The organism is Pantoea sp. CS_6, from assembly GCF_041954745.1.
Classification (GTDB): Bacteria; Pseudomonadota; Gammaproteobacteria; order Enterobacterales; family Enterobacteriaceae; genus Pantoea; species Pantoea stewartii.
Genome location: NZ_JAVAYG010000004.1, coordinates 27,879 through 41,120 on the forward strand (window position 1 = coordinate 27,879; position 13,242 = coordinate 41,120).

Genomic DNA, 13,242 nt, shown 5'->3' on the forward strand with positions numbered 1-13,242 from the left:
TTTGTCGCTCCCTGTCAACGAGTACTGAACATGGTGCAAGCCCTGCCCTTTTTCAAGCGCCTGGGGTAAAGCAATGCAGAAATTGCGTGTGACTATCCAGATATTTTAGCGATTACGTGTCGCCACCATGAAAAGCCGGGGAAACGCCAGTAAGACCTTGCCGTCCTGCCGCGCCGGATACGCGGTCATGAGGCACTGGTGATAGGCGGCCAGAAACTGTTCCTGTTCAGATACGCTAAGTGGCGCAAGAAACGGACGCAGCCCGGTGGCTTTCAACCAGTGGATGATGGCCTGGGCATTATCCATAACGTGATAATAGGTGGTCCGCCAGATATCAACGGCACACCCGGCCGTTGTCAGCACATCGTAATAGTGTTCAGTTGAAGGTAATCGCTTGCGCTCGGCCGCCTGCGCGCTGATTTTGTCACGCCACGGCCCGGAAGTGGCCACATCTCGCATTAACTGATGTGAAGGCTCATCCAGATTATCAGGCATCTGGACGGCCAGCGTACCGCCGGGTGCCAGCTGATTTACGAGATGTGGTAAGAGCGAGGAATGGCCGCCCAGCCACTGTAGCGAGGCATTCGCATAGATAACCTGCTGTGGAATCGCGGCCTGCCAGGTGGCGATATCAGCCTGAATAAATGCGCATTGTGGTAGACGTTCACGCGCCTGCTCCAGCATGGCAGCAGAACTGTCGAGGCCCGTAATCTGCGCCTGTGGCCAGGCATCGACAAGCAGTTCGGTACTGTTGCCGGGGCCGCACCCCAGATCGGTAACGAAACGGACATCTTCAACCCTGATTCTGGACAGTAATTCCTGAGCCGGTCGTGTTCTTTCGGCTTCGAACTTGCGATACAGCGTGGGATCCCAGTCTTGCATAACGTTTCACCTCTCATGCGCTCCGGACACACAGAACATAGACGTATAAATACGCATAAAGTGCCCGTTCAGGCAACAAAAGGGATAATGTCTGGTGGGGCTGTCAACGGATTTTGGCAGAGCCGGTGAGTACCGGTAACGCATCAGGGCGACGTGAGGACACATAAAATCGGGCGCACTGGGCGCCCAATACCATCAGTTCTTTTTGACAAACTCAGACTTCAGCTTCATCGGACCGAATCCGTCAATTTTACAATCGATATTGTGGTCGCCTTCTACCAGCCGGATACTCTTCACGCGGGTGCCAATCTTCAGCACAGAAGAGCTGCCCTTCACCTTGAGATCCTTGACAACCGTTACGCTGTCGCCATCTGCCAGTATATTGCCGTTAGCATCGCGAACGACCTGTTCCTGAGCGCTGTCGCTGCCTTCAGCTTGCGTCCAGATATGACCACATGACGGACAGTTTAGGTTCTCAGCATCCTGCCAGGTGTAATCAGCCTGGCAAACGGGACAAGCAGGTAAAGACATAACGACTCCAGATAATAACGGCGGCACAAAATACAGGGCCGCCATCATATAGCCTTACAGTTAATAAGGGTAGTATTAAAACAGCGAGCCCTTACGCGCCTTACTGACGGCTTCACCCAACTGCCACACAGCCATCGCATAATGCGTGCTGTTGTTGTAACGCGTAATGGCATAGAAGTTAGGTAAACCGTACCAGTACTGATAACTGGTGCCTAAATCCAGCCGCAGCAGGCTGACCTGATCATTGCCGTCCAGCGGACCCTGGGGAGAAAGTCCTGACGCGGCCAGCGTACTGACGCTGTAACGGGTCTTAAAGCCATTCTCCAGCATCGGTGCCTGGCCGCTGGCCGGCACGGCCACATTCTCGCCAGGACGCCAGCCATTCTGCTGAAAATAGTGCGCGACGCTGCCTATCGCATCGACCGGATCCCATAAATTAATATGGCCATCACCATTGAAGTCGACTGCGTAAGCTTTGTAGGACGATGGCATGAACTGGCCATAGCCCATCGCACCGGCAAACGATCCTTTGAGATCGAGCGGATCGTCTTTTTCATCACGCGCCATCAGCAAAAAGGTTTCCAGTTCGCTGCTGAAATAGGCAGAACGGCGTGGATAATCAAAGGAAAGCGTAGCCAGTGCATCCAGAATACGGGTTTTGCCCATAACACGGCCCCAGCGCGTTTCGACGCCAATAATGCCGACGATAATTTCCGGAGGAACGCCATAGACCTGCTGCGCGCGCTGCAGAGCATCCTGATATTGATTCCAGAACGCCACGCCATTTTGTACGTTATCCGGCGTAATAAACTTATCGCGATAGCGGATCCAGGCACCGTTAGGCCCACTTGGTGGTGTATACGAGGGAGCCTGGCGATCCATCAGACGCAGGACATAATCCAGTCGTTTTGCCTGGCCGATGATGGCGTGGAGTTGCTGACGGTCAAAGCCGTGCTTCGCCACCATTTTATCAATAAATTGTTCTGCAACAGGATTACTGGCGAAATCACCAAACATCGGTTGAACCGCATGTGCGGGTTCCAGTAAAAATCCGCCTTTCGGCGCAATCAGTTCCGCAGGAGGCTGCGGCTGCGAAGAGTGTGGCTTACTGCTACAGGCGGCAAGCAGGGCAAAAAGCGGAAGAAGAGCAAGCTTAGAACGCATTGGATATCCATATAACAAGCCAGACCAGGGATGTTAATGTTAATCGTTCAGCAGGAAGACATACAAACGTGATCGTATAAAAAATCGCTTTTTTTACCGCTGCATCGGCACGTTTTGTGAAGTGGCCCGAACGCTGAGGCCTCCCTTTACTGACGCGCTTTCTGTCACCCCGCGGCTTTGTTAAGTTCATGACTCGCCGTGGCAACCCTGATGATGCAGAAGCCGTAAACTGGTAAGATTCCTGCACGGTACAGACATCCCTGTCTGTCTCTCTGTTAAACCACCGCCTTGACCGTGACGGGCAAAAGGAAGAGTCAACCTTGAGTAAAGATGAGATGAAAAAAGCAGAGCAAATGGACTTGAGCACCCATACGCCAATGATGCAGCAGTATTTACGTCTCAAGGCCGAGCATCCTGACATCCTGCTGTTTTATCGCATGGGCGATTTCTATGAGCTGTTTTACGACGATGCGAAACGCGCCTCTCAGTTATTAGACATTTCCTTAACCAAGCGCGGTGCCTCGGCGGGCGAACCGATCCCTATGGCCGGTGTCCCGCATCATGCGGTTGAAAATTATCTGGCGAGGCTGGTGCAACTCGGTGAGTCGGTCGCCATCTGTGAACAAATTGGCGACCCGGCGCTCAGCAAAGGGCCGGTCGAACGTAAGGTCGTCCGCATTGTTACCCCGGGGACGATCAGTGATGAGGCACTCTTGCAGGAGCGGCAGGATAACCTGCTGGCCGCTGTGGTGCACGGTGCGCGCGGCTATGGTTATGCCACGCTGGATATCAGTTCAGGCCGGTTTCGTCTGAGTGAGCCCATGGATCTGGAAACCATGGCGGCCGAACTGCAGCGAACCAATCCTGCCGAACTCCTTTATCCAGAAGATTTTTCGCCGATGTCGCTCATCGATCAGCGTCGTGGTCTGCGCCGTCGTCCTTTGTGGGAATTTGAAATTGATACCGCGCGTCAGCAGCTTACTTTGCAGTTTGGTACGCGGGATTTAAACGGTTTTGGTGTGGAGCAGGCCCATCTCGGCCTGCGCGCGGCGGGTTGTCTGCTGCAGTATGTCAAAGATACCCAACGGACCAGCCTGCCACATATCCGCGCCATCAGCATGGAACGTCAGCAGGACAGCATCATCATGGATGCCGCCACCCGACGTAATCTTGAAATTACCCAAAACCTTGCAGGCGGTACCGAGAACACCTTAGCCGCGGTGCTGGATAAAACCGTCACGCCAATGGGCAGCCGGATGCTAAAACGCTGGCTGCATATGCCGTTGCGTGACAGCAGCGTCATCGCGAAACGACAGGAATCAATCGCCGAGCTGCAGGCGCTGAGCGACGTGCTTCAGCCCGTTCTGCGCCAGGTCGGTGATTTAGAGCGTATTCTGGCCCGTCTGGCGCTACGCACGGCGCGTCCACGCGATCTGGCGCGCATGCGCCATGCGTTTCAGCAGTTGCCGGAACTCAACGATCTGCTGGCAAACGCCGGGTCCGCCCACCTGAAAACCCTGCGTACCCAGATAGGTGACTTTAGCGACCTGCGCACGCTGCTTGAGCAGGCCGTTGTCGAATCCCCACCCGTATTAATCAGAGATGGCGGTGTGATCGCCCCGGGTTATCACGCTGAGCTGGACGAGTGGCGCGCCCTGGCGGATGGCGCGACGGATTATCTGGATCGCCTGGAGATCCGCGAACGTGAAAAACTCGGTCTGGACAGCCTGAAAGTCGGTTTTAACGGCGTGCACGGTTATTACATTCAGGTCAGCCGGGGTCAGAGCCATCAGGTGCCTATTCACTATGTCCGCCGTCAGACTCTTAAGAATGCTGAACGCTATATCATTCCCGAGCTGAAGGAGTATGAAGACAAGGTCCTGACGTCAAAAGGCAAAGCGCTGGCGCTGGAGAAAAGCCTGTATGAAGGCCTGTTTGATCTGCTGCTGCCGCACCTTGAAGCGTTACAGTTAAGTGCGGCGGCGCTGGCCGAACTGGATGTACTGAGTAACCTCGCGGAACGCGCATGGACGCTAAACTACTGCCGTCCCACGCTGCACGACAAGCCCGGGATTAAAATCACCGCCGGCCGCCATCCGGTAGTGGAGCAGGTCCTGAAAGAACCTTTTATCGCCAACCCGCTCTCGCTGGCACCACAACGCCGCATGTTGATCATCACAGGCCCGAATATGGGCGGTAAAAGTACCTATATGCGTCAGGCTGCGTTAATCGCGCTGATGGCCTGGATCGGCAGTTTCGTTCCCGCCGAAGAAGTGGTCATTGGTCCACTGGATCGTATCTTCACCCGTGTGGGCGCAGCAGATGATCTGGCCTCCGGCCGCTCGACATTTATGGTCGAAATGACGGAAACGGCCAATATTCTGCACAACGCGACTGAAAACAGCCTGGTCCTGATGGATGAAATCGGCCGCGGCACCTCTACGTATGACGGCTTGTCGCTTGCCTGGGCTTGTGCGGAAAATCTGGCGAACCGAATCAAAGCGATGACCCTGTTTGCAACGCACTACTTTGAACTGACGACCCTGCCTGAAAAACTGGAAGGCGTGGTTAACGTTCACCTGGATGCGGTAGAACATGGCGATACGATTGCGTTCATGCACAGTGTGCAGGACGGTGCCGCCAGTAAAAGCTACGGGCTGGCCGTGGCCGCGCTGGCCGGCGTGCCAAAAGAGGTGATTAAACGCGCGCGTAATAAGCTGAAAGAGCTCGAAACGGTTTCCAGTCAATCCGCAACGTCAAACGTTGACGGCTCGCAGTTGCCGTTGCTGGTGGAAGAAACGTCTCCCGCCGTGGAAGCGCTGGAAGCACTGGATCCCGATACGCTGACACCGCGCCAGGCGCTGGACTGGATTTACCGCCTTAAAGCACTGGTCTGATGACGGCCGCCCTTTCGCAGGGCGGCTACGGACTTCCCGTTACGCGTTTCTCTGCGCCCGCTTTCTTTATCCCTGCTGGCGCATCCTTCTGCTACCGCTTTACGCGATTACAGGCTGATAAAGCGGTGTCATAATGCTGTCGTGTGCCTGTCGTGCTGCGATCGTGTTTCTGTCGACACTTACCGGCGATGCTGCAAACCGATTGTTTACTCTTTCGGAGACTCATTATGCGTAACCTGAACAATGTCAGAGAATATCGTCTGGCACGTGCCTGGTCACAGGAACAACTGGCTGAAATGGCCGGCCTCAGCACCCGAACCATACAGCGCATCGAAAACGGCGATCCGCCCAGCCTGGAAACATTGAGCGCACTGGCAGCCGTGTTTGAGATTAACGTGACCGATCTGACCGATGCCCCTGCGAATAACGGTGAAGCGCTGGACAGCTACATTTCTGACGCCCGCCAGCAGCTCGCTGCCGAGAGCCGGTTTTACCGTTCTCTGTTTAGCGCTGTGGTGGTATGCGCATTGCTGTATGTCCTGAACTACTTTACGGCGCCCAATGACCGCTGGTCACTCTGGGTCGCCGCCATTTGGGGCGCCTTACTGCTCGTCAGAGCATTGCGTCTGTTTATATTTAAGGATGCGATCCGCCGCTGGCAGCAAAAACGGCTGCAAAAATTATTGCGCAGGCAGGGCTAACTTCCGCCGGTTGCACATCTCTGTTACACCACACTGCGGGAAAAGCCTATGAACTGGTATCGTCAGGACGCGTTTGCTGTTCGTCTGGAATGGGGGATCCCGGCCATTGATCATTTTGCCGGGGACGTGGATATCATCGTGATTATTGACGTGATGTCCTTTTCTACCTGTGTCAGCGTGGCAGTGGAGAACGGGGCGCGCGTCTATCCTTATCCCTGGAAAGATCACTCTGTCACGCAGTATGCGCAGTCCGTCGGTGCCATCGCGGCTAACAGCGACAGGCGATTCAGTGGCGAGGGCTACAGTCTGTCACCGCGAACGTTACTCAGTGTTCGTCCGGATGAAAAACTGGTGCTGCCCTCCCCTAATGGCTCCGCAACCTGCTTCAGGGCGCGGGAACGGGGCGTCCCCGTGCTGACAGGCTGCCTGAGAAACCTGACCGCAACGGCCGAAGCCTGCCGCGCCTTCAGCCGTATTCTGATTGTCCCCTGTGGCGAACGTTGGCCAGACGGGAGCCTTCGCCCCTGTATTGAGGATTATGTGGTAGCGGGGGGAATCATTGCCGCGCTGGCACAACGCACGCTTTCACCTGAAGCGCAGACCGCTGTCGCCGCCTGGCACGCTCATCAGTCCCAGAATTTCGCGGCACTGTTTCACTGCGCGTCCGCAGTCGAGCTGATACAAAGAGGCTTTCCGGACGATGTGACACTTTGCCTGACAAAAGATGCCGCCCGTCAGCCCTGTTTTCTGACAAGGGAGTATTTTGCCGGACAGGCTTAAGCGTAAATAACAGACAAAAAAAAGCGATGGGGGTTACCCATCGCTTTCTGTTGACGTGCCGTGTTCAGCTTATTCGCGGAACAGTGCTTCAATGCTGAGGCCCTGACCTTGCAGGATTTCGCGCAGACGGCGCAAACCTTCAACCTGAATCTGGCGCACACGCTCGCGGGTTAAACCGATTTCACGGCCAACATCCTCAAGCGTTGCCGCTTCATAGCCCAACAGGCCGAAACGACGAGCCAGCACTTCGCGCTGCTTGGCGTTCAGTTCGAACAGCCATTTAACGATACTTTGCTTCATATCGTCGTCTTGCGTGGTATCTTCTGGGCCGTTGTCTTTTTCATCGGCCAGGATATCCAGCAGCGCTTTCTCAGAATCGCCCCCTAATGGAGTATCAACTGAGGTAATACGTTCGTTGAGACGCAACATACGACTTACGTCATCAACCGGTTTATCCAGTTGTTCTGCAATCTCTTCCGCACTCGGCTCGTGGTCGAGCTTGTGAGAAAGTTCACGCGCAGTACGCAGATAAACGTTCAATTCTTTCACAATGTGGATCGGCAAACGAATTGTCCGGGTCTGGTTCATGATTGCCCGTTCAATGGTCTGACGAATCCACCAGGTGGCATACGTTGAGAAACGGAATCCACGTTCTGGATCAAATTTCTCAACGGCGCGAATCAAGCCGAGGTTACCTTCCTCAATCAGGTCCAGCAGGGCCAGACCGCGATTGCTGTAACGTCGTGCAATCTTCACCACCAGTCGTAAGTTACTTTCGATCATGCGGCGACGAGAAGGAATATCACCTCGTAATGCCCGGCGAGCGAAGAGTACCTCTTCCTCGGCCGTCAGCAATGGAGAATAGCCAATCTCCCCAAGATAGAGCTGAGTAGCGTCAAGGACACGTTGCGTCGCACCCTGCGCCAGCAACTCCTCTTCTGCTACATCATTGTCGCCAGAGTCATTTTCGACGAGCGCCTTCTCATCAAAAATTTCTGCTCCATTCTCTTCGAATTCCGCATTCTCATGTAACTCGTTTACTTTCAGCGTATTCTGGCTCATAAGTGGCTCCTACCCGTGATTCCAGGGCAGACTCCAGAGGACTCTGCCGGATTATCGCTGCGGTAAATAACGCAACGGGTTTACGGATTTCCCCTTGTAACGAATTTCAAAGTGTAATCTAACTGAACTGGTTCCGGTGCTACCCATGGTAGCGATCTTTTGCCCAGCCTTAACTTCCTGTTGTTCCCGGACCAGCATTGTATCGTTGTGGGCGTAGGCACTCAGGTAATCATCATTGTGTTTGATGATGATTAAATTACCGTAACCACGAAGCGCGTTGCCTGCATAAACCACCCTTCCTGAAGCAGTGGCCACAACCGGTTGTCCGCGCGAACCTGCGATATCGATCCCTTTGTTACCACCCTCGGTGGCAGAGAAGTTATCGATGATCTTACCTTCGGTCGGCCAACGCCAGCTTCCAACAGGCGTTGAACTGTTTGTTGTACTGCTCACCGTCGGTGGTGCGGTAACGGCTGGAGCTGTTGTCGTTGCAACATTTGCTCCCTTCGAAGGCAACAATTTACTGCCATTCGAGTTACCTGAATCATCAGAATACGTAATAACAGGCTGCTGTGCAACAGGGGCCTGTTTTATTTGTGGTGCGGTGACGATGCCGCTTTGTGATGCATCCGCCGCGGTAATCGCGTTGCCCCCGGTAATAGGCTGGCCGGAGCCGTTGTCGACCTGCAAGGTTTGCCCAACATTTAGGCTGTACGGTGGCTGTACGTTGTTGCGCTGCGCCAGATCGCGGAAGTCATTGCCGGTAATCCAGGCAATATAGAAGAGGGTATCGCCGCGTTTTACGGTGTACGTTTGTCCAGAATAGCTTCCTTTAGGAATATTCTGATAACTTCTGTTGTACACAATTCGCCCGTTCTGGGTTTCAACTTCATTACTTGTATTATTACCGGTACTAATGATTCCCGGCTTATTCTGCGGCACAGGCGTATTTCGGCTCAACATGCCGCCCTGCGATGGCATCGTCGGCACACCACTGGCAACAGGCGCAGTACCAGTGCTGGCCATATTACCGTTATCATTCATGCTGCTGCCGTCGCCGATATTACTTATTGGCGCTTGTGTATTGTCGCCTGAACTACAGCCTGCCAGCCAAAAACTCACCAGTGAAAGCGCCGCCAGACGGCGTAACTGAAAAATTGTGCTTCCCGTGCTCATTAATCCCCCGTGGTGGCAACCTTTAAAAACTGACTTTCTCTTTTCACCAGCACATTACACTGTGTGGCACGTTAAACGCTGTATTTTCGTTGAACTGACTGGATAGTAACAATATCAACTACCGTGTGCCATGAAACAGTTATTAAGAAATGCTAACACGGTCATCAGGCCAGATCGCCCTGAACCAGCGGGACGAAACGCACCGGCTCAATCGTTTCCTCGGTGATTTCACCGCCGCGTCGGCGCAGGCGTTTAAGCACCTGCTGCTCTTCACCGACAGGTAGCACCATAATGCCACCTTCTGCCAGTTGTGCTATCAGCGCAGTCGGAATTTCGGGGGGCGCCGCCGTCACAATAATGGCATCGAAAGGCCCGCGCGAGGGCCAGCCCTGCCAGCCATCACCGTGGCGAGTAGAGACGTTATGTAAATCAAGCTGTTTCAGACGGCGCTTTGCATGCCACTGCAGACCTTTGATGCGTTCGACAGAGTAAACATGCTCAACCAGATGAGCCAGAATCGCGGTCTGATAACCAGAACCGGTCCCGATTTCCAGAACACGCGAGTGCACATCGAGCTCCAGCAGGGCGGTCATCCGCGCCACCATATAGGGCTGTGAAATCGTCTGGCCTGAGCCGATGGGGAGCGCCATGTTATCCCAGGCTTTGTGCTCAAAGGCCTCATCGATAAAGCGCTCACGCGGCACGTCGGCGATGGCTTTTAACAGGTGTTCGTCATGAATCCCCTGTTGACGCAGTTGCGCCAACAGTGTCTCGATACGCCGACTCACCATACCAGGTTTACCTCAGCGTTATCCAGCCAGCGACTCAGCACGTCCTGAGCCTTGTGCGCGGTGAGATCAACATGCAGCGCGGTGACGGACACATAACCTTCATCCACGGCGGCAAAATCAGTATCAGGGCCGGCATCCAGTTTTTCGCCCGGTGGTCCTATCCAGTACAGCGGATTGCCGCGCGGATCGGTTTGGGCAATCACCTGATCGGCCGGATGCCGACTGCCACAGCGCGTCACGCGAATGCCTTTCACCTCCGCCAGCGGCAGATCGGGCACATTGATGTTCAGTATGCGTCCGGTGCGCAGCGGCTCACGACTCAGCGCTTTTAGCAGCGCACAGGTTACCGCCGCCGCAGTGGCATAGTGCTCGTGACCATTGAGCGAAACCGCAATGGCGGGCAAACCCAGATGACGTCCCTCCATGGCCGCGGCCACCGTGCCGGAATAGATAACGTTATCACCCAGATTGGGGCCGGCATTGATCCCCGAGACCACAATATCGGGTCGGGGTTGCATCAGCGCGTTTACGCCCAAATACACGCAATCGGTGGGCGTGCCCATTTGCACCGCAATGTCCCCGTTTTCATGGGTAAAGGTGCGCAACGGGGTTTCCAGCGTCAATGAGTTGGAGGCACCACTGCGATTGCGATCCGGTGCCACCACCTGCACCTCGGCAAATTGACGCAAAGCCTTTGCCAGCGTCTGAATACCAGGTGCATGGATGCCATCATCGTTGCTGAGCAATATCCGCATTTAATTCTGACCTTTTCTGTTCAACCGGGTCGCCGTAATAAGGACCTGTTTTGAAGCATGGCAACAGGTTATGACTGGACAGCGACTTTTGCATTCTAGCGGTGAGCGAGAGGAAGTGGTAGACGAAAATAAAACGCACAGGCAGGAAAAAGGTAACACATTTGCTTGAAAGGAAAGATTTCGTGCGATGCTGGCCCCCTGCTACGCAGCCCATCGTGTACGCCAGCGCGTCCCTCACCCGCGCGACTGGCCAGGTGAGGACGAGGCTTATTCGTCAGGTAAATCCGCTGTGTCGTCAGTGATGACCAGCTCTCTGACCACGCTGGTGGCAAAGCTGCCCGCCGGTAACCAGAACTGCAACGTCAGGGTGGCGTCATCCAGCCACTGCCAGTGCAAATCGCGCGGCACCACCAGCATGGCACGCCGGCTGGCCTCCACCCGTTCACGCACCAGCAGCGCGCGCAGTTCTACGGCATCCGCCAGACAGTGCTCTTCGAACGCCAGCGCGTCGCCCTGTGGCCCCGCCTCGCCTTTTCCGGGCAAGGGGGCCGTGATACGCAGCGCTTGCTGATCCACGCGCGCCTGCAACGCCTCCCTTTCCTCGGGCTGGGCGACAAACCAACTGCCACGCCCGGTAAGCTGCAATGCATCCCCGTTCATGACCTGAGTCAGGCTACCCTGCTGCTGCAAACGCAGACTGGTGACCTGATTGAATAACGCACTGCGTGCAGCAGAGAACATCAGGCCACGTTTATTGCGGTCACGTATCTGGATTTCCTGACGCGCCAGTTTCAACGCCGTCTGCAGATTGTTGCCGTTGCGCCCAAAGCGTTGCTCGCCAAAATAATTAGGCACACCGCGTTCACGAATCTGCTTAAGGCGGGCCTCGACGTCATCGCGCTGGCTGACCTGTCGTATGGTCAACCGAAAGGCGTTTCCGGCCAACGCGCCGACGCGCAATTTGCGCTTATGACGCACAACCTCAAGGATTTCGACGCCTTCTGATGCAAAGCCTGTCAGGTTGGGCATCGCATTGCCCGGCACACGGAAGCAGAGTGTTTGCTCAGTCACGGCGTGGCGGTCTTTCATGCCGGCATAACTGAGGTCGCGGGCAGGAATTTTCATAAATTTTGCCAGGGCTTCGGCAACAAAACGCGTATTGGCACCCGTTTTACGAATGCGCACCAGCACATGCTCACCTTCACCGTCAGGGCGGTACCCCAGGTCTTCCTTCACCTCGAAGTCTTCCGGGCGGGCTTTAATCACGCCCGTCGCGCCAGGCACACCGTGGAGGTACTGCAACGTCATGCCGACTCCGTTTTCAGCAGCAACGCGACCGCTTCACAGGCAATGCCTTCGCCGCGTCCGGTGAACCCGAGCTTTTCCGTCGTGGTGGCTTTAACGTTCACCTGATCCATATGGCAACCCAGATCTTCAGCAATATTGATGCGCATCTGGGGTACATGCGGCAGCATTTTAGGTGCCTGAGCGATAATCGTGACGTCCACGTTACCGATGCGATAGCCTTTCGCCGCAATACGGCGCCAGGCTTCCCGCAGCAAACCGCGGCTGTCTGCGCCTTTGAACGCCGGATCGGTATCCGGGAACAGCTTGCCAATATCGCCCATTGCCACCGCGCCCAGTAAGGCATCGGTCAGAGCATGCAGTGCCACGTCGCCATCCGAATGGGCGATAAAACCATACTCAAATGGAATTCGCACACCGCCAATCACCAGCGGACCTTCTCCACCGAAAGCGTGAACGTCAAAACCGTGACCGATACGCATCATGCGCTCTCCTTTGACTGAATCTGACTAAGATAAAAAGCCGCCAGGGCTAAGTCTTCCGGGCGGGTAACTTTAATGTTATCGCTGCGACCTGTGACCAGCTCAGGATGGTAGCCACAATATTCCAGTGCCGAGGCTTCATCGGTAATGATCGCGCCCTCATTCAAGGCGCGGGTCAGGCAGGCGGTAAGGAGCGCGTGGGGAAAAAGTTGCGGCGTCAGGGCATGCCACAGATGGTCACGTTCGACCGTATGCGCAATCGCTGACTGGCCGGGTTCCCCCCGCTTCATGGTGTCACAGACCGGTGCCGCCAGAATGCCACCCGTTTTGCTCTTTCCTGGTAACTGCAGCAGGCGGTCCAGATCATCCGGATGCAGACACGGGCGCGCGGCATCGTGCACTAACACCCAGTGCGCGCCCTGCGCCGCCTGTAATCCCGCCAGCACCGACTCGGCACGCGTTTCGCCGCCGGTCACGCGCACAACACGCGGATCGCTGGCCAGCGGCAAACGGGCAAAGTGATTATCGTCAGGGCTTAACGCGACGATGACCTGAGAAACCGCGGGATGGGAGAACAGACGCGCAATACTGTGTTCCAGAAGTGTGTGCTGACCAATCGTCAGATACTGTTTGGGACAGGTTGCCAGCATGCGGCTGCCGATACCGGCAGCGGGCACCACGGCAATCACATCCGCAGAGTGGGACTGATTGTTCAT

13 protein-coding genes are annotated in these 13,242 nt (G+C 55.3%); 3 read left to right on the forward strand and 10 right to left on the reverse strand.

What is annotated here, in order from left to right; translation table 11 throughout:
• Window positions 1-105: 105 nt before the first annotated feature.
• The 3 genes from tam to mltB form a co-directional block, all read right to left on the reverse strand.
• Window positions 106-882 (reverse strand): trans-aconitate 2-methyltransferase, encoded by a 777-nt coding sequence (tam, locus tag RAC90_RS07335; RefSeq protein ID WP_033739528.1) that lies wholly within the window; start codon window positions 880-882, stop codon window positions 106-108.
• 195 nt (window positions 883-1,077) lie between these two features.
• Window positions 1,078-1,413 (reverse strand): zinc ribbon domain-containing protein YjdM, encoded by a 336-nt coding sequence (locus RAC90_RS07340; protein WP_006120723.1) that lies wholly within the window; start codon window positions 1,411-1,413, stop codon window positions 1,078-1,080.
• 75 nt (window positions 1,414-1,488) lie between these two features.
• On the reverse strand, window positions 1,489-2,577 hold the full coding sequence (mltB, locus tag RAC90_RS07345; protein ID WP_039338335.1) for a lytic murein transglycosylase B: 1,089 nt from the start codon (window positions 2,575-2,577) through the stop codon (window positions 1,489-1,491).
• Between the two features lie 335 nt (window positions 2,578-2,912).
• On the opposite strand from mltB, the gene mutS reads away from it, so the two are divergent.
• The 3 genes from mutS (at window position 2,913) to RAC90_RS07360 (ending at window position 6,955) form a co-directional block, all read left to right on the forward strand.
• Complete coding sequence (gene mutS / locus RAC90_RS07350; RefSeq protein WP_172913447.1) at window positions 2,913-5,474, forward strand: DNA mismatch repair protein MutS; 2,562 nt, start codon at window positions 2,913-2,915, stop codon at window positions 5,472-5,474.
• 227 nt (window positions 5,475-5,701) lie between these two features.
• Window positions 5,702-6,175 (forward strand): helix-turn-helix domain-containing protein, encoded by a 474-nt coding sequence (locus RAC90_RS07355; protein ID WP_324029901.1) that lies wholly within the window; start codon window positions 5,702-5,704, stop codon window positions 6,173-6,175.
• A gap of 48 nt (window positions 6,176-6,223) precedes the next feature.
• Complete coding sequence (locus tag RAC90_RS07360; RefSeq protein ID WP_324029899.1) at window positions 6,224-6,955, forward strand: 2-phosphosulfolactate phosphatase; 732 nt, start codon at window positions 6,224-6,226, stop codon at window positions 6,953-6,955.
• A gap of 69 nt (window positions 6,956-7,024) precedes the next feature.
• Here the strand turns inward: RAC90_RS07360 and rpoS are convergent, their stop codons facing one another.
• From rpoS to ispD, 7 genes are all read right to left on the reverse strand, one after another.
• On the reverse strand, window positions 7,025-8,017 hold the full coding sequence (rpoS, locus tag RAC90_RS07365) for an RNA polymerase sigma factor RpoS (RefSeq protein ID WP_006120728.1): 993 nt from the start codon (window positions 8,015-8,017) through the stop codon (window positions 7,025-7,027).
• Between the two features lie 51 nt (window positions 8,018-8,068).
• Window positions 8,069-9,193 carry a murein hydrolase activator NlpD gene (gene nlpD / locus RAC90_RS07370; protein ID WP_033739535.1) on the reverse strand — a complete coding sequence of 375 codons (1,125 nt, stop codon included), beginning with the start codon at window positions 9,191-9,193 and terminating at the stop codon, window positions 8,069-8,071.
• Window positions 9,194-9,357: 164 nt separating this feature from the next.
• Window positions 9,358-9,984, reverse strand: coding sequence for a protein-L-isoaspartate(D-aspartate) O-methyltransferase (locus tag RAC90_RS07375; RefSeq protein WP_006120730.1), 627 nt, complete (start codon window positions 9,982-9,984; stop codon window positions 9,358-9,360).
• The gene (gene surE, locus RAC90_RS07380; protein WP_375124173.1) at window positions 9,978-10,739 is read right to left on the reverse strand and encodes a 5'/3'-nucleotidase SurE; all 762 of its coding nucleotides are present in this window, start codon (window positions 10,737-10,739) and stop codon (window positions 9,978-9,980) included. The genes RAC90_RS07375 and surE overlap by 7 nt, the downstream gene beginning before the upstream one ends.
• Window positions 10,740-11,006: 267 nt before the next feature.
• Window positions 11,007-12,047: a tRNA pseudouridine(13) synthase TruD gene (gene truD, locus RAC90_RS07385; RefSeq protein ID WP_375124174.1), complete on the reverse strand. Its 1,041-nt coding sequence runs from the start codon at window positions 12,045-12,047 to the stop codon at window positions 11,007-11,009.
• Complete coding sequence (gene ispF, locus RAC90_RS07390; RefSeq protein WP_006120733.1) at window positions 12,044-12,526, reverse strand: 2-C-methyl-D-erythritol 2,4-cyclodiphosphate synthase; 483 nt, start codon at window positions 12,524-12,526, stop codon at window positions 12,044-12,046. Before ispF ends, truD begins: the two co-directional genes overlap by 4 nt.
• Entirely contained in the window at window positions 12,526-13,242 is a 717-nt protein-coding gene (gene ispD, locus RAC90_RS07395) for a 2-C-methyl-D-erythritol 4-phosphate cytidylyltransferase (RefSeq protein ID WP_277283075.1), read from the reverse strand. The genes ispF and ispD overlap by 1 nt, the downstream gene beginning before the upstream one ends.